Source organism: Flavobacterium sp. J49, assembly GCF_011742145.1.
Lineage (GTDB): Bacteria > Bacteroidota > Bacteroidia > Flavobacteriales > Flavobacteriaceae > Flavobacterium.
In genome coordinates this window covers 18419-36143 of sequence record NZ_JAAQQU010000055.1, presented here as the reverse complement: position 1 = coordinate 36143, position 17725 = coordinate 18419, and the positions used below count along the sequence as shown (strand labels likewise).

The window sequence follows — 17725 nt, the reverse complement described above, 5'->3', positions numbered from 1 at the left end:
ATAGTTTATTTTTTTTAAAACTTATTTTCGGGTTTATTTTTTATTTACCACAACTTTAGTACAACATGGAAACTTTTTGTCTACTTATTTTATTGATTATTAGGGTGCTAAATTAATTTTTTTCCTTCATACATCACTGTAAACACCAGTTTTGCTAAAGATTTTAGTTTGTATAGTTTTTTATATAGTTAAACAAAACGTCAATGCGTCGGTTAGCGGTTAACTTTGTTTGATAACTTGTAAATCAAACCACTATGAAAAAAATTACCCTATTAATTACCTTAATGATCATATCGTTTGGACAGGCACAAACGCTGGATGGAACCTGGAAAATCAGTCCGCAAGCCGGTGCATTTGCTGTTGGTCCGTCACAAGGCAATGGTTCCTATTATGCCAACAGTATAGCTGACATTACCACCAGATCTTGTTTCTTTGATGATGAATATGTTTTTAATGCCAATGGCACGTTTAATAACGTGTTGGGAGGCCAAACTTGGATTGAAGGATGGCAAGGCGGTAGTGATGCCTGCGGAACTCCCGTTGCCCCACACAATGGTTCCAATGCTGCTACTTGGACATACAATTCAACTTTAAACACCATCACACTGACTGGAGTCGGAGCTTATTTAGGTCTTCCAAAAGCTTATAACGGAGGTGAACTTTCAAGTCCGGCAGCAGCTCCGACCTCAATTACCTACATTGTGACCGGATTTACTACTAATTTGTTGACCTTAGATATTCAAGTCGGGCCGGGTTTGTGGTGGCGTTTCATAATGGCCAAACAAGGCGTAGCGCCGACATGTACCGATGGTATTCAAAATGGAGATGAAACCGGGATCGATTGTGGCGGTTCATGTCCCAATTCATGTCTGTCTCAGATAAACCTACCGGTTACTTTTGAAGGGAATACCGTTAATTATACAGTTACAGATTTTGGAGGCTCCACAAATTCAGCTAAAGTAGTTGACCCAACAGATTCGGGAAATATGGTTATAAGAACTATAAAGACCACAGACGCTCCGTTATGGGCCGGAACGACTATCAGTACTTCGGCCGGATTTAGTGAAGCCATTCCTTTTACGGTTTCTAACAGAAAAATGTATGTTAATGTTTGGTCTCCGGATGCCGGTATTCCGGTGCTTTTAAAAGTAGAAGACCCTTTAGACCCAACGCGCTCTTGTGAAACTTTAACCAATACTACTGTAGCTAACGGTTGGCAGACAATGGAGTTCAATTTTGATGTTGAAAGACCCGGAACAGCTGCATTCAACCCAGCATTTACTTTCAAAATGGCCTCTATCTTTTTTAATTTCGGAACTGATGGAGCTACTGCGGGTGAAAAGACTTATTATTTTGACAATGTTAGTTATGGCACACCATTGCTTGACAATAATGATTTTGAAGCTTTGCAGTTTGTATTGTTTCCTAATCCGGCTAATCAAAAATTAAATGTTTCAAGTTCGGCTGTAATAAATGATATCATAATTTACAATGCATTAGGTCAATTAGTCGCAAAACAAGACTTCTTTTCAAATGAAATCAGTATGGACATAAGCAATTTAGCTAAAGGCCTTTATATTCTATCCGCTCAGGTTGATGATGTAACAATAAGAAAACAGTTTATTAAAGAGTAAGTTTAAGTTAATTGGTTTTGAAAAGCACGGAAGTTATTTCGTGCTTTTCTTTTTTTAAATTATACCAATTTAATCATAATAATATTTTCTGAATTCGTAATATTGTACTGTATGACATCGATAAAAACAATATTTCATAAATCTGTAATAAGAACCATCGCGTTTTTATTTACGACTATACTTTCAGCACAAGAATTACCACCTATTGTAAAATATGGCTCTACTGTATATGGTGCTGGGAATCAAAACTGGATGATTACGCAGGACAATAATCAATTTGTCTATTTTGCGAACAATGAAGGTTTACTGGAATTTAATGGTTCAAATTGGACACTTTATCCATCTCCGAATGAAACCATTTTGCGTTCGGTTAAAGTTGTTGGTGATAAGATTTATACCGGTTGCTATATGGAGTTTGGTTTTTGGAAAAGACAAACCAACGGTGCTTTGAAATACACCTCGCTGAGTCAAAAAATAAAAAGCAAACTAATCGAGGATGAGCATTTTTGGAACATTATTAACTTAGACCAATGGGTCTTATTCCAATCGTTTAACCGCGTTTATGTCTATAATTCTAAAGACGGCAGTTTTCAGTTTATTGACAATCATCCTTATATTTTCAGATGTTATAAGATTAACAATTCCATTTATTTTCAAGCGGTTGGAGAAGGTTTGTATGAAGTGGTTAATGGTAAAAGCGTATTGGTTTGTGATGATGAAAGAATAAGAAACAACCGAATAGTCGAAATATACCAACACAAAGACGGATTGCTTTTTCAGACGGAAAGAGCAGGCGTTTTTAAGTTGGAAGACAAAGTGCTGTCACCGTTTTACTTTGAATCAGACAGCGAGTTAAAAATGAATTCTATCTTTTGTGCCAAAATGCTTTCTGATGGCGGATTTGCATTGGGAACCATTTCAAACGGGATTTACATTCTTGATAAGCAGGGAAAAATCCGTTATCACATTACCCAAAACAGTGGTTTAGGCAACAATACTATTTTATCAATAAATGAGGATGCAGATAACAATTTATGGTTAGGTTTAGACAACGGAATAGATTGTATCAATTTGCAATCGCCTATTAAAAGTTACAAAGATGACTCGGGATTTTTAGGAACGGTTTACGCCTCGATAAAATTTAAGGACAAAATTTATATAGGAACTAATCAAGGGTTGTTCTATAAGAGCGCAACTACCAACGAAGGCTTTCATTTGGTCAGCGGAACCAAAGGACAGGTTTGGACCTTGTTTGAATATAATAATCAGTTGTTCTGTGGTCATGATTTAGGGACTTTTTTAATCAGTCCGTCAAGTATTAGCTTAATTTACAAACATTCCGGCACGTGGAAGTTTAACAACATACCCAATCAACCCAACATCATATTACAAGGCAATTATAATGGTATTTCGGTTTTAGAAAAAAAGGGTGGAAGTTGGGTTTTTCGAAATAAAATAGAAGGATTTGACATCTCTTCGCGTTATTTTGAAGTAGATTCCAAAAACGAGATTTATGTCGGACACGAATACAAAGGAATATTAAAGGTTTCGGCTACTGCGGATTTTCAAAGAGCCAAAAAATTTGTGGTTTTAAAGTCACCAAGCAAGGGGAAACACATCAGCTTGGCTAAATACAACGGAACTATTTTCTATGCAGGGAGAAGCGGGATCTACAAATTGAACTCAAAAACCGGAGCTTTTGTAAGAGACCATAATTTGAGTAGTATATTAAAAAATGATGAGTACATTTCCGGAAAGTTAAATGTTGACAAGTCTAATAAAATGTGGTTTTTTACCAAAAACTACATTTATTATTTTACCTCCGGAAATTTTGATGAAGACTTAAAAAAGCATAAAATTTCGATTCCATTTTCTATCACTAACCCAATGATTGGTTATGAAAACATAACGCAAATATCAGACAATGAGTATTTTGTAGGTAAAACAGATGGTTATTTCATCATCAATCTATCTGATTTTAAGGTTAAGAGTCACAATATCATCCTGACCAATGTTAGTGTCAACAAATTGAGTCAACCGCTGGTCAATCTCTCTATTTCTGATGTCGGTGAGTTGTCACATGATGAAAACAATCTTATTTTCAATTATACTGTCCCACAATACAATCGCTTTATTGATGTTGAGTACCAATACATGCTCGAAGGCCAGCAAGGACAATGGAGTGAATGGAGTACCAAGTCGAGTATCAATTTTAAGAATTTGGAACCCGGCGATTATACATTTAAGGTTAGAGCAAAAATTGCCAATTCTTCCCCGGAAAACACAGTTGAATATAAATTTACGATTCTAAAACCATGGTATGCAACTAATTTGGCATGGTTTGTTTACATATTGTTATTAGTTGCTTTGGCTTATTACATTAACAAAGCCTACAGAAATTATTACCGCAAACAAGAGGAAAAGCTGATAGAAGAGAATAATTTATTATTAGAAATAGCAGCTTTAGAGAATGAACAACAGTTGATGAAGCTCCGAAACGAACAGCTTTCTCAAGATGTAGATGCCAAAAACAGAGAGTTAGCGGTTTCTACGATGAGTTTGATTAAGAAAAACGAACTCCTGAACATCATTAAAGAAGATTTAAAAAACTCTTCGGAGGAGAATAGTGGCAGAAACATTAAGTCGGTTATTTCTACAATCAACCGAAACATTACGGAAGATGATTCTTGGAATGTATTCAAAGAAGCTTTTGATAATGCCGATAAAGATTTCCTCAAAAAGATAAAAGCCGCTCATCCGAGTTTAACGCCTAGTGATTTGAAACTTTGCGCCTATTTAAGGCTTAATTTGACCTCAAAAGAGATTGCTCCGATGTTTAATATTTCCATACGAAGTGTTGAGATTAAACGATATCGTTTGCGTAAAAAACTCAATTTACTCCATGATGACGGTTTAGTTAACTATATTTTGAGTATTTAACTATACATCTTTTAGCCAAATTACCTCAACAATACCTTTACAACAACCTTTTCGTAAATCATTTTTGTCCTTTTCTAGGGTTGTTTTTTGTATAGTTACTCTTTTGAGAAGCTATGTTTTATAGGTGGTTTTATCATATTCTTATTTTTCATTGTGTAAAATTTCACAATGTATATTTTTTGTTGTGGTTGATAATGTATATCGTATTTTTTAAATAAATAATTTAACATCATCTTAACAAGACGAAAAAAATGTCTTGAAAAATTAACCAAAACCAATATAATATTAATCGCTTATGAATTTAAAGCTATTTTCTGAAAGATTTAGGAAAAACCTTTTCCTATTTTCTATGTTTTTTGTCTTTATTGTATCAGCCCAGGCTCAAAAAACGGTAACCGGAACTGTTAACTCAGGAGGTTTGCCTTTACCGGGAGCCAATGTTAAGGCAAAAGGAACTGCTGTTGAAACTTCAGCAGACATCGATGGTAAGTTTACCATTAATGTTCCTACTAACGCTACTACGTTGGTAGTATCATTTATAGGTTATGCAACAAAAGAAGTGGCCATTACAAATGGCATCATGATTATTGAGCTTACCGAACAAAGTAACAACTTAGAAGAGGTTGTAATCAATGTTGGTTACGGTACTCAAAAGAAAAGTGTAGTAACCGGAGCGATCTCTAAAGTAACAGCCAAAGATTTAGAGAAAGTGCCGAACGGTAGAATTGAACAATCACTTCAAGGAAGAACTGCCGGTGTAACTATCGCAATGAATGCCGGACAACCGGGTGCTTCTTCAACAGTTCGTGTAAGAGGTATTACTACTTTGAATGGTGGTAACAATCCGATTTGGGTTATTGACGGTGTTATTGTTGACCCGGGTGCATTAGGTGCCATTAACCAGTCAGATATTGAGTCGATAGAAGTATTAAAAGATGCTGCTTCCTCGGCTATTTATGGCGCGCGATCTGCAGCCGGTGTAATTTTGGTTACCACCAAAAAAGGCAAATCCGGAAAGATGAGCGTGACTTACAATGGTTTTGAAGGAATTTCTTCTCCTGAAAGAACTTTGAAATTACTTAATGCAACGCAATACGGTGCTATCATGAATGAGCGTTATGTAAATGGCGGCGGAACCGGAAACATTCCTTACCCTGATTTAGGTTCTTTAGGAAAAGGTACTGATTGGCAGAAAGCTATTTTCAATGATGATGCACGTCGTTATTCACATGAATTGAGTTTGAGTGGTGGTGGAGATGTTTCTAATTATTATTTCTCTTTTGGAACACAAAGCCAAGAAGGAATTGTATTGCCTGAAATATCAAGCTATCAAAAGAAAAACATTCGTTTAAACACCACTCATAAAGTTAAAGATTGGCTTACAGTGGGTCAAACTATTGGATACACACATCAAAAGTCGGTTGGGATTGGAGATACCAATAGCGAATATGGTGGTCCTTTGAGTTCGGCTATTCACTTAGACCCAACAACTCCAATTATAGAAACAGACCCGATTTTAGCAAACGGCATTGCCTACAGTAATCCTTATGTTATCAGGGATGCTCAAGGGAATCCTTATGGTATTTCAAGCGTAGTGGGTCAGGAAATGACTAATCCATTGGCTTATTCTAAAACCAGACGAGGTCAGTACAACTGGTCAGACGATTTCATTGGAAACGTTTTTGCTGAAGTAAAACCACTAAAAGGATTTAAATTCAGAACTGCAATGGGAGCCAAGCTTGCTTATTGGGGAGGACAAGGGTTTACACCTTTGTTTTATTTAAGTCCAACGGTTAACAATACTACATTAAATAATATTTCGAGGGTTGAAAACAGAGCTTTCAACTGGAATATAGAAAACACATTAGTATACGATGGAGTGTACAAAGATCATACTTTCTCCGCTTTGTTAGGTCAAGGAGTTTACAAGGATAATCAGTTTTACAAAATTACAGGAGCAACACATTACGGTTTAGCAACTAATGATTACAGTGAGGCATCTTTCAATGATGAAACCGTAATTTTAGATAACAAAATCGGCTTTGGTTATGATGTGCCTGCCAAAATTACAACATCTTTATTTGCACGTTTAACGTATGATTACAAAGAGAAATATTTATTTACAGGTTTGTTAAGAAGAGATGGGTCATCAAGATTTGGAGCAAATAACAAATATGGAAATTTCCCTTCATTTTCTGTGGGTTGGGTACCAACTAAAGAAGACTTCTGGAAACAAAACAAGATTATAAACAGTTTAAAATTACGTGGAGGTTACGGGGTTACCGGTAATGACGTAATTGATCCTTTCTTGTACTTGGCTGTAATCGGCGGTAGTAGAAATTATACTTTTGGAAATTCAGGTGTTGTGACCCCAGGTTCAAGTCCGGGCAGAATTTCAAACCCTGACTTAAAATGGGAAGAAACTACTCAATCAAATATAGGTTTTGATGCTAAAATTCTAAATGATTTTACCTTAACAGTAGAATGGTACAAAAAAGAAACTTCAGGAATTTTAAGAGAAAACCCTATTCCGGGTTATGTAGGAGCAGAATTGCCTCCGTTTGCTAATATTGCTGACATGAACAACACCGGTTTCGAATTTGAATTAGGATATAGAAAAAGCATCAACGATTTTAATATTTCAGCCAATGCTAACTTTGCAACTATAAAAAACGAAATCACAAATCTTGGAGCTAATGTTGACTATTTCTCAGGGCCTGGATTCCAGTCAATGGGTCCGGTAACCAGAACACAGGTTGGACATGCCTATAATAATTTCTATGGCTACCAAACTATGGGTATTTTCCAAAACCAAGAAGAAATCGATGCATATACCAACACATCAGGAGGTTTAATTCAGCCAAATGCTGTACCGGGAGATTTCAGATGGAAAGACGTTAACGGAGATGGAACCATCACTGCCGATGATAAAAAGTTTTTAGGAAGTCCGCTACCTAAAGTAACCTTCGGATTTACAGTAAACATGGATTACAAAGGATTTGATTTTATGGTATTTGCTCAAGGTGCTGCCGGGAACAAAATTTTCCAAGGATTACGTCGTCTAGATGTGGCTAACGGTAACTATACTACTGAGGCTTTGAGCAGATGGACAGGAGAAGGAACTTCTAATTCTTATCCAAGATTATCTACTAGTGATAATAATGGTAACTTTACCAATATGTCTGATTTTTATTTAGAAGATGGAGATTATTTAAGATTTAAAATAGTTCAGTTAGGTTATACTTTACCTTCTACGATTGTTAATAAAGCAGGTTTGCAAAAAGTGCGTTTGTACGTTACAGCTGAAAACCTATTCACTTTGACAAAATACACCGGTTATGATCCTGAAATCGGAGGAGATGTTTTTGGAATCGACAGAGGATACTATCCACAAGCACGTTCAATCATGTTTGGAGCTAACTTACAATTCTAATTATTAAAAAATATGAAAAATAATTTTAAAAATTTCGCAGTAGCAGCATTAGCCACTTTGACGTTTACCTCTTGTAGTACTGATTACCTAGAGGTTGAACCTGAAGGATTAAGTGTTGAAGATAATTACTATAAAGACGAAGCCCAAGCATTTGCCGGTTTGGTTTCGGTATATGATTTAATGAGAAAAAATTCAGGTGGATTTGAAAATATGATTACCATGTTTAATGCAGGATCAGATGATCATTTCGCAGGAGGGGGTAACTCTTCTGACGGAGCCGGAATTCAGTCATTTTCGAATTATACTATTAATGCCAATACAGTACCGGATAGTTATTTTAGTGATTATTACAGAGGAATCTATAGGGCTAACCTTTTGCTGATCAAATTGCCTGGTGTACCGATGAGCGATGCAACCAAAGCAAGATTTGCAGCAGAAGCCAAAGTATTAAGAGCTTTTTACTACTTTAATTTGGTAAGAATGTTCAAAAATGTCCCGCTTATTTTAGAGCCTTTATCCGCTTCGCAGTTTTATGCTGTAACCCAAGCTGCTCCGGAAGATGTATATGCTCAAATTGAGTTGGATATCACAGAATCAATTGCAGATTTACCATTGACGGTTAACGTTTCTAATGATGGTGGCCGTTTGACTCAAGGGTCAGCTCGTGCTATTTTGGGTAAAGTTTATTTGTACCAAGGTAAAAATTCTTTGGCTGCAGCTGAATTTGCTCAGGTTAACGGAACTCCGGGAGGTACAAGTCAGTACGGTTATAGTTTGTTGACTAATTTTAGTGACTTATGGAATTTTTCCAACAGATTCAACTCTGAGTCAGTATTAGAGGTATCTCACTCAGCTCAAGGTTCTTCTTGGGGAACTTGGGGTGGAAATCAAGATGAAGGAAATTCAGTAAATCAAATGGTTGGTCCAAGAAGTTATGTTAGATTGAATGCAGCATTTGCACCAGATCTGCCTTCAGGTTGGAGTTTTAATGTTTTCACCGAAGATTTCTACACTTTCATGCAAGGTGATCCAAGATTTAGCGCCACTGTTTTAGATTTAAAAGCATTAAAAGAAGCAGGTCATGCAGATTATATTGGCGCTTATCAGGATACAGGTTATTTCTTAAATAAATTTATGCCTAAAACAACTGATGTTTATTCAGGTCCTGGTGATGCAGTTTTAAATTTCAAGCAAAATACTTATGCCATCAGATTAGCTGATACTTATTTAATGGAAGCTGAAGCACTAGGAGCAACAGGTTCCAGAGCACAAGCATTATTGGATGCCGTAAGAGCCAGAGTTGGATTGCCTTCTGTACCTGTATCATTGACCGCTATAAAAAATGAAAGAAGAAGAGAGTTGGCCGGAGAAGGACACAGATGGTTTGATTTGGTTCGCTGGGGTGACGCTCCTACAGTACTTGCCAGTAGAGGGTTTGTAGCAGGTAAAAATGAAATATTGCCTATACCAACAAGAGAATTGGAAAGTACTCAATTAGTTCAAAACCCTAATTATAATTAAAATTAAATTGTAATATGAAAAAAATAATTTTAAGTTTCACAATGCTATCATTGTTGGCAGTTACCAGTTGTAGTGTGCCTGATGGGATTGACACCAATTTATCAGCTTTAAATTCTGCCGGGTCGGCAAATTATGATAGAATATTTGATATTAGTACTGATAATTCAGGACTTGTAAGAGTAACTCCTCTAGGCGAAGGTGTCTCAAAATCTATAGTTACTTTAGGCCACGGAGATGCCGGTGAACTCACATTGTACCCAGGACAAAGTACGACACACAGTTACCCTGAGGGAAGCTATACCGTTACCATTGTTTCTTACGATATCGCAGGCGTAGCAACTACCAACACTTATCCGTTGCAAGTTACTTATGTCGCTCCGGCTAATATCAATGCGACACAAAACTTCGCGGGAACTACATTAAATCTAACGGCTACAGCTGATTATGCCAACGGCATGTTGGTTACTTGGGGTGATGGCGGTGCCAATGAAGTCCCTACTGTAATGACAGGAACTTTGGGAGGTACATTTACAGCTCCGGCTCATACCTATGCTCCGGGTGTTTACACGCTTACGGTTACTGCTCTTAGCGGTGGAGCAGCGACAACATCGGCCACTTATCCGATTACTGTATTTGCACCTTATTCACTTCCGATTACTTACGAAAGCCCGATTCAAAATTACAGTATCGGAGGAACTTTTGGAGGTGTTAGTGTAGCAGTTGTTCCCAACCCTTTTTCGGGTGGTCTTAATACCAGTAATACGGTATGGAGATACACAAAACCTTCAGGCGCTGCTTCTTGGAGCGGCACTTGGACGCCTTTGTCAACGCCTAACGGAACACCAATCAACATTGATAACGGTGGTAAAATTAGAGTGTTAGTGTATTCAACTGAAGTTGGAAAGATGCTTAATGTTGAAATAGAGCAAGGCTCAAATGGAGTACCAAATCAAGTATTAAAAGTGGCTTCAACAGTTGCTAATCAATGGGAAGAACTTGTTTTTGATTTTGGAGCTTTAGGTATTCCGGCCGGAACTACTTTCAACCAATTAGTTTTCCGTTACAATGATATAGCGGATGGATTTGGGGAAGTTATTTACATTGATAATGTTAGACAAACAAATTAATAAATACTATGAAAAACAATTTTAAATATTTATCAGTAGCCTTTCTTTGTGTGGCATCTTTATTTATAGGATGTCAAGACGATGATTATTCTTTAGGAGCGTTAACTGCTCCGACAGGTTTGGCTATTCAAACGGAAATAGTAGGACAAGATGCCTCTAATCCCAATGGGGACGGATCGGGAAAAGTTAATATTTCAGTAACAGCAAATGACGCTATTGCCTTTAAAATAGGCTATAATGACATTACGGATTTAGCCACTGCTGTTGAATTCACCGGTTTACCGAGCACTATTCAAAACAGCTTGACAACAGCTACGGTTCAAAAGAAATTTACCTCACTAGGTTTGCATACTTACAGAATCACTGTAGTGGCTTATGGCAGAGGTGGAACTTCTACTACATCAACCGCTGAAGTTCAGGTGGTGAGTAATTTTGCTCCGACTCCTGAAATAGTAACATACCTTACTAACGATTCCTCTAAAGCGTGGAAAGTAGACAAGAGTGTTCCGGGACATTTTGGAGTTGGACCATGGACAGGAGCAGTAACTCCAATTTGGTGGACAGCAGCAATCGACGAGAAAGTGGTTTGTTGTAATTGTTTCTATACTTCAACTTTTACCTTCACAAAGGTAGCTTCTTCTAATTCATTTACTATTCAAGCCGCAACACCGGACGGTGCTTTTACCAAAACGGGTTCTTTAGCTTCTATACCGGGAATTCCGGGTTCAGGAGATGAAGGTTGTTATAGCTACGGAGGTGGTACTACTGCGTTTTCATTTATTCCATCAAGTTCAGGAATTGCTTCTGAAACGCCATCTACCCAAACTAGTATAATGTTGTCAGGCAGTACAACTTTTATCGGCTATGGAGCTTTGCAAAAAGAGTATGAGATAATGGTAATTACACCTACTTATATGTACTTAAGAGTTCAAGGAACTGAAACAGGAAATGCTTGGTACCTTAAACTTATCCCGGCTTTATAATACATCCGGTAATTTATGCCAACAGGAATTAATCATACTTTGACTCCTGTTGGTTTCTTAATTCAGATTTTTATTAATCATTAATAGTGTCATTTTGAAATATAATCTTCAGTTAAAAGATATTTGTTTTCTAAACCGTCTATTTCTCGCTTTGGTCGCCTTCTTAATTTTAGGTTGCAGTAGCGGAGGAAGTGGAAGTAATGATAACGATACAAAACCGACAAATCTGGTAATAAATACTGAGATTGTAGGTTCAAACACTTCCAATCCTAATGGAAACGGAAGCGGATTGGTTAATTTTACTGTTTCAGCAAATAATGCAACATCTTACAGAATTTTAATCGGTACCGATGTGATTAACACTACGACAGGTGTATTTAACTATACATTTACCCAATCGGGAACCAATAATTATACTATTTATGTTTCTGCCTATAACGGCGCTGAGTTTATTTCATCTTCGGTGACGATAACCGTTTTTGTAACAACTACAATGGCGTGGTCAGACGAATTCAATACCGATGGTCCACCGGACAGTTCAAAATGGAGCTATGACTTAGGAGCCGGAGGTTGGGGTAATAATGAATTGCAATATTATACCAATCGTCCTGAAAACGTAATTGTACAAGGAGGTGTTTTAAAAATTAATCTTATCAAAGAGCCTTTTAACGGAAGTAATTATACTTCTGCCAGAATTCTTACCAAAAATAAATATGAATTCAAATACGGAAGAGTAGACATAAGAGCAAAACTTCCTGCAGGAGGAGGCACTTGGCCGGCACTTTGGATGTTGGGTTCTGACATCAATACCAATCCTTGGCCCGCATGCGGTGAAATTGATATCATGGAACATATAGGGAATAATCTCAACAGAATCTATGGTACTTTACACCATCCCGGACATTCAGGAGGGAATGCTGACGGTGGCAATGTACTCATCAATAATGCCACTACTGAATTCCATATTTATTCTTGTGAATGGTCTGCTTCAACCATAAAATTTTATGTAGACAACGTTTTGTTTTACACATTTAATAACAATAGCGGTTTACCTTTCAATAAACCCTTTTTCTTTATTTTCAATTGTGCCATGGGAGGAAATTTTGGAGGTGCAGTTGATCCCAACTTCACTTCGGCGACACTTGAAGTGGATTACGTTCATGTTTATCATTAATATTTTGTTTAGGTTAGATGTCCATCAATAGCTTCTGTTAAATCATTTGACAGAAGCTTTTATGGACTGTTTTTAGAATAATCTATCTAACGGTAAATACAAAACTTCCCACTCAAAATTGCAATTAATTTTAACCATAGCCTACGGATGTTATCCTATTTGGCTCAAGAATTACAGACCCTTTTCAACAATGACAAAACTTACTAAAATAAAAACACTTTTTTTTGCATCGATACTCGGAATTTTAAGCAGTTGTGCTCAATCATCCGATGGATCGGCACCAGATAACGAACCAACTCCTACGGTAAACGATGTTGAATTTTGGCTTACAAAAGGTAACGGCACCGTTAAATTAGAAAAACAAACTACAGTACTCGGATTTAATACAAGTAATAATGTTTATCCGAATATTGAAGTAAATGACAGTCAAACTTTTCAAACCGTTGATGGCTTTGGTTATACTTTAACCGGAGGAAGTGTAGAAGTAATTAACCAATTATCTGCTTCCAAAAAGCAAGAACTTTTACAAGAACTCTTTGGCTCAGCAGTCAATTCAATTGAGGTCAATTATTTAAGAATCAGCATTGGGGCATCCGATTTGAACAGTACGGTTTTCTCATATAATGATATACCTAGCGGACAAACAGATGTCAATCTGACTAATTTTAGTTTGAGTCCTGATGCTCAATTGATTCAATTACTCAAAGATATTTTGGCAATCAATCCGAATATTAAAATTATGGCCACACCTTGGTCACCACCGGTATGGATGAAAGACAACGGAAGTTCCATCGGTGGAAGTTTGTTGCCTCAATATTATAGTGTTTATGCTCAATATTTTGTAAAATACATACAAGGCATGCAAGCAGAAGGCATTACTATTGATGCTATAACGCCACAAAACGAACCTCTGCATCCCGGAAATAATCCAAGCATGTTAATGTTGGCTACAGAGCAAGCCAATTTTATAAAAAACAATTTGGGTCCGGCATTCCAAGCAGCAGGAATTACTACTAAAATAGTTGCATATGACCATAACTGTGATAATCCGCAATATCCTATGACTGTTTTGTCAGATTCCGGAGCGAATCCTTTTATTGATGGTTCGGCCTTCCATTTATATGCCGGTGATATTTCGGCGTTGAGTGCGGTTCGCAATGCTTTTCCGAATAAAAATTTGTATTTCACAGAACAATATACTTCCTCAACCGGAAGTTTTGACGGTGATTTAAAATGGCATTTGAAGAATGTTATAATCGGTTCTATGCGCAATTGGAGTAAAACAGCATTAGAGTGGAATTTGGCCAATAACGCCAATTTCGGTCCACATACAAATGGTGGTTGTACCACTTGTAAAGGTGCCATTACGGTATCAGGAAATTTTAGTTACGAACGTAATGTGGCTTACTACATTATTGCACATGCCTCAAAATTTGTTCCGGCCGGCTCTGTCAGAATCGGATCAACACAATCCGGTAGTTTGTACAATGTAGCCTTTAAAACTCCGCAAGGGAAAAAGGTTTTAATTGTTTTAAATGACGGCACTTCACCGGCAGTATTTAATATCAAATACAATACAAAATGGGTTGCGGTATCATTAGAAGCCGGCGCTGTTGGAACATTTGTTTGGTAACCAATTAATAAAAAGACGTAAAATGAAAAAAATAATAGTATTGGTATTGCTTGTTTCGGTTTCTGCCTTTGCTCAAAAAAAGCAAAAATCAAAACCACTGCCTTTTTCAACTAAAAATAAAACGGTCACGGTATACACTTCGGCCGACAGTACAAGTTTGAGATTGTCGCAAACCGACAAGTTACAGTTTCAAGAGCTAAAACAGCCTCTAGAAACACAGATTTGCATTTTTGTAAATCCTGATAAAACCTATCAAACTTTTGTTGGTATAGGTGGTGCAATAACCGATGCCAGCGCAGAAGTATTTGCCAAATTATCCTCGGAAAAACAAAAGGAATTTTTGAGTGCCTATTTTTCTAAAGATAACGGTATTGGATACACTTTGATAAGAACCAACATGAACAGCTGCGATTTTAGCTCGGGTTCTTACACCTATATTCAAGAGGGCGATAAAGATTTAAAGACTTTTGACATACAACACGACAAACAATTTAAACTTCCTTTGATTAAAAAAGCGATGGCTATGATTGGTGATAAGGCTTCTTTTTATATTAGTCCGTGGTCGCCACCGGCATTTATGAAAGACAACAATAATATGTTATTTGGCGGTAAATTATTACCTGAATACCGTCAATCTTGGGCCAATTACTACGTAAAATATATCAATGCTTTGCAAAGTGAAGGTATTCCGGTTTGGGGATTAACTATTCAAAACGAACCGATGGCAAGACAAATTTGGGAATCATGCATTTTTACTGCTGCAGATGAAAGAGATTTTCTTAAAAATTATTTGGGACCAACATTACAAAAAGCAGGTTTAGGAGATAAAAAAATAACCGTTTGGGACCACAACAGAGATTTACTTCTACAACGCGCTAATACTATTTTAGAAGATGCTGAAGCCAGTAAATACGTATGGGGAATTGGTTTTCACTGGTACGAAAATTGGAGTGGCGGCGAACAAATGTATGAGAATGTGGGTAAAGTAAACGAATTGTATCCGTCAAAGAAACTAATGTTTACCGAAGGTTGCGTAGAAAAATTTGATGCCAATAAATACCAGTTATGGAAAAACGGTCAGCGCTACGGCAAATCAATGATTAATGATTTTAATAACGGAACAGTAGCTTGGACGGATTGGAATATTTTATTAGACCAAAACGGTGGACCAAATCACGTTAAAAATTTCTGTTTTGCTCCAATTCACGGCGATACGAATACCGGTGAATTGATTTATACTCCGAGTTATTATTTTATTGGTCACTTTTCAAAGTTCATTGACAAAGGTGCCAAAAGAGTCAGTAGTGCCGCCAGCAGAAGCCAGTTATTGACCACTTCCTTCATCAACAATGACGGCAAAGTGGTGACCGTAGTGATGAACCAAAGCGACTTAAAAATCACATACAATCTGTGCATAGGAACTTCTGCAACTGAAGTGACTATTTTACCTAATGCCATTCAAACTTTAGTTTATTAATTTTTTTTCAATGGTATTAAGAACCTTTAAATCAAACAAAAGAAAAAGACATTTGATGTTTTTTTTGTTATTGTCATTGACCGCTTTTGGTCAAGGATTTTTACATCGTGACGGGCAGAAGATTGTTGATGGTAACGGAAATAATGTTCTTCTGCGTGGCTTAGGAATTGGCGGACTTATGGTGCAAGAAGGGTATATGCTGAAGACGGCCGATTTTGCCGGACCGCAATACCAAATCAAACAAAAAATAACCGATTTAATCGGAGAAAAAAATACAGAAGAATTCTATCAAGCTTATAAAAAGAATGGACTATCCAAAAGTGACGTAGATTCTTTAGCTGCTTGGGGATTTAATTCAATTCGATTGCCAATGCACTACAATCTGTATACTTTGCCTATCGAAAAAGAACCTGTTGCCGGTCAAAATACTTGGTTGGAAGAAGGATTCACCATGACCGACGACTTACTGAATTGGTGTGCGGCGAATAAAATGTATCTTATTTTAGATCTTCATGCAGCACCGGGCGGACAAGGAAAAGATGCCAATATTTCGGATTATGATGAAACAAAACCATCGCTTTGGGAAAGTATTGCCAATCAAGATAAAATGGTTGCTTTTTGGAAAAAAATAGCCGAACGCTACAAAGACAAACCTTGGATTGGTGGTTATGACATTATCAATGAACCCAATTGGAATTTTTCCGGAACCAATAAAAATGGTTGTGATGAAACTAAAAACGAACCTTTGCGAGCCTTGCAAATGCGCATCACTAAAGCCATTCGTGAAGTCGATACCAATCACTTGATTATTATTGAAGGCAATTGTTGGGGCAATAATTACAAAGGAATGTTCCCGCTTTGGGATGACAATATGGCCTTGAGTTTCCATAAGTATTGGAGCTACAATGATATGGCCACTATACAAGAAATTGTAAACTACAGAAACGAATACAATGTCCCTATTTGGTTAGGCGAAACCGGTGAGAATTCTAACGTTTGGTTCAAAGATGTTATTTCTTTAATTGAAGACAATAATATCGGTTGGGCTTTTTGGCCTATGAAAAAGATTGATAACATTGCCGGAGTAACTTCGGTAAAAGGAACTGATGGCTACTACAGATTGTTACAATATTGGAAGGATGGAAAAGACAAACCGTCAGTTGAAGAAGCCAAAGCCACTTTGATGCAAATCGCTGAAAATTTTAAGATGGAAAACGTTGTCGTTAAACCCGATGTCATCGATGCCATGTTTCGACAAATTCAAACTACTGAAACCAAAGTCTATAAAAAGCATGCATTACCCGGAAAAGTATTCGCAGCCGAATACGATTTAGGTCAAATCAATCACGCTTATTTTGATAAAGATGTAGCCAATTATTGGGTGTCCAATGGTGGAAAACGAAGCGAATGGAATAGCGGTGACCAAATGCGAAATGATGGTGTTGATATCCAAAAATGTGATGATACGATGACCAATGGTTATGCCGTAAGTTATATTGAGGACGGCGAATGGTTACAGTACACTTTCGACTTAAATTCAAATCAAACTTATGATTTAAGCATAAGATATGCCGCGGAAACGCAAGGTGGAAAATTGTATTTAACAGATGAAAAAGGCAATAAAATTTCAAAAGAGATCACAATCTCGGCTACAGGCGGAAATACCATTTGGAAGACCTTGTCTTTGGATACCGTTAAATTAAAAAAAGGAACGAATAAAGTTAGGCTTTACTTCGAAAAAGGAAACTTTATCTTGAACTATATAGAATTCAAACAGCCGACCATAAAAAAATAACCAACACC

General features: G+C 37.0%; 10 protein-coding genes. All 10 read left to right on the top strand.

The features are described 5' to 3' along the window. Positions 1-254 precede the first annotated feature (254 nt). The 10 genes from HA632_RS01680 (at position 255) to HA632_RS01635 (ending at position 17717) form a co-directional block, all read left to right on the top strand. Complete coding sequence (locus HA632_RS01680; protein WP_176305514.1) at positions 255-1634, top strand: T9SS type A sorting domain-containing protein; 1380 nt, start codon at positions 255-257, stop codon at positions 1632-1634. Between the two features lie 111 nt (positions 1635-1745). After that, a complete protein-coding gene (locus HA632_RS01675; RefSeq protein ID WP_176305513.1) occupies positions 1746-4574 on the top strand; it encodes a triple tyrosine motif-containing protein in 2829 nt (942 codons plus the stop codon). 349 nt (positions 4575-4923) lie between these two features. Then, positions 4924-8007 carry a TonB-dependent receptor gene (locus HA632_RS01670; protein WP_176305512.1) on the top strand — a complete coding sequence of 1028 codons (3084 nt, stop codon included), beginning with the start codon at positions 4924-4926 and terminating at the stop codon, positions 8005-8007. A 12-nt stretch (positions 8008-8019) separates the two neighbouring features. After that, complete coding sequence (locus tag HA632_RS01665; protein WP_176305511.1) at positions 8020-9528, top strand: RagB/SusD family nutrient uptake outer membrane protein; 1509 nt, start codon at positions 8020-8022, stop codon at positions 9526-9528. Positions 9529-9542: 14 nt separating this feature from the next. Further along, positions 9543-10655 carry a hypothetical protein gene (locus HA632_RS01660; RefSeq protein ID WP_176305510.1) on the top strand — a complete coding sequence of 371 codons (1113 nt, stop codon included), beginning with the start codon at positions 9543-9545 and terminating at the stop codon, positions 10653-10655. Between the two features lie 8 nt (positions 10656-10663). Then, the gene (locus HA632_RS01655; RefSeq protein ID WP_176305509.1) at positions 10664-11638 is read left to right on the top strand and encodes a hypothetical protein; all 975 of its coding nucleotides are present in this window, start codon (positions 10664-10666) and stop codon (positions 11636-11638) included. Positions 11639-11732: 94 nt separating this feature from the next. After that, positions 11733-12812, top strand: a complete 1080-nt coding sequence (locus HA632_RS13945; protein ID WP_228778741.1) for a glycoside hydrolase family 16 protein — start codon at positions 11733-11735, stop codon at positions 12810-12812. A 190-nt stretch (positions 12813-13002) separates the two neighbouring features. Beyond that, positions 13003-14445: a glycoside hydrolase family 30 beta sandwich domain-containing protein gene (locus HA632_RS01645; RefSeq protein ID WP_176305508.1), complete on the top strand. Its 1443-nt coding sequence runs from the start codon at positions 13003-13005 to the stop codon at positions 14443-14445. A gap of 22 nt (positions 14446-14467) precedes the next feature. Further along, positions 14468-15922, top strand: a complete 1455-nt coding sequence (locus HA632_RS01640) for a glycoside hydrolase family 30 beta sandwich domain-containing protein (protein WP_176305507.1) — start codon at positions 14468-14470, stop codon at positions 15920-15922. Between the two features lie 10 nt (positions 15923-15932). Beyond that, positions 15933-17717, top strand: a complete 1785-nt coding sequence (locus HA632_RS01635; RefSeq protein ID WP_255166337.1) for a cellulase family glycosylhydrolase — start codon at positions 15933-15935, stop codon at positions 17715-17717. Positions 17718-17725: the final 8 nt, after the last annotated feature.

What these genes read in the sequence shown, in the direction of transcription:
- HA632_RS01680 (WP_176305514.1), top strand. Translation starts at nt 255, where the DNA reads ATGAAAAAAATTACCCTATTAATTACCTTAATGATCATATCGTTTGGA.
- HA632_RS01675 (WP_176305513.1), top strand. Translation starts at nt 1,746, where the DNA reads ATGACATCGATAAAAACAATATTTCATAAATCTGTAATAAGAACCATC.
- HA632_RS01670 (WP_176305512.1), top strand. Translation starts at nt 4,924, where the DNA reads ATGTTTTTTGTCTTTATTGTATCAGCCCAGGCTCAAAAAACGGTAACC.
- HA632_RS01665 (WP_176305511.1), top strand. Translation starts at nt 8,020, where the DNA reads ATGAAAAATAATTTTAAAAATTTCGCAGTAGCAGCATTAGCCACTTTG.
- HA632_RS01660 (WP_176305510.1), top strand. Translation starts at nt 9,543, where the DNA reads ATGAAAAAAATAATTTTAAGTTTCACAATGCTATCATTGTTGGCAGTT.
- HA632_RS01655 (WP_176305509.1), top strand. Translation starts at nt 10,664, where the DNA reads ATGAAAAACAATTTTAAATATTTATCAGTAGCCTTTCTTTGTGTGGCA.
- HA632_RS01645 (WP_176305508.1), top strand. Translation starts at nt 13,003, where the DNA reads ATGACAAAACTTACTAAAATAAAAACACTTTTTTTTGCATCGATACTC.
- HA632_RS01640 (WP_176305507.1), top strand. Translation starts at nt 14,468, where the DNA reads ATGAAAAAAATAATAGTATTGGTATTGCTTGTTTCGGTTTCTGCCTTT.
- HA632_RS01635 (WP_255166337.1), top strand. Translation starts at nt 15,933, where the DNA reads ATGGTATTAAGAACCTTTAAATCAAACAAAAGAAAAAGACATTTGATG.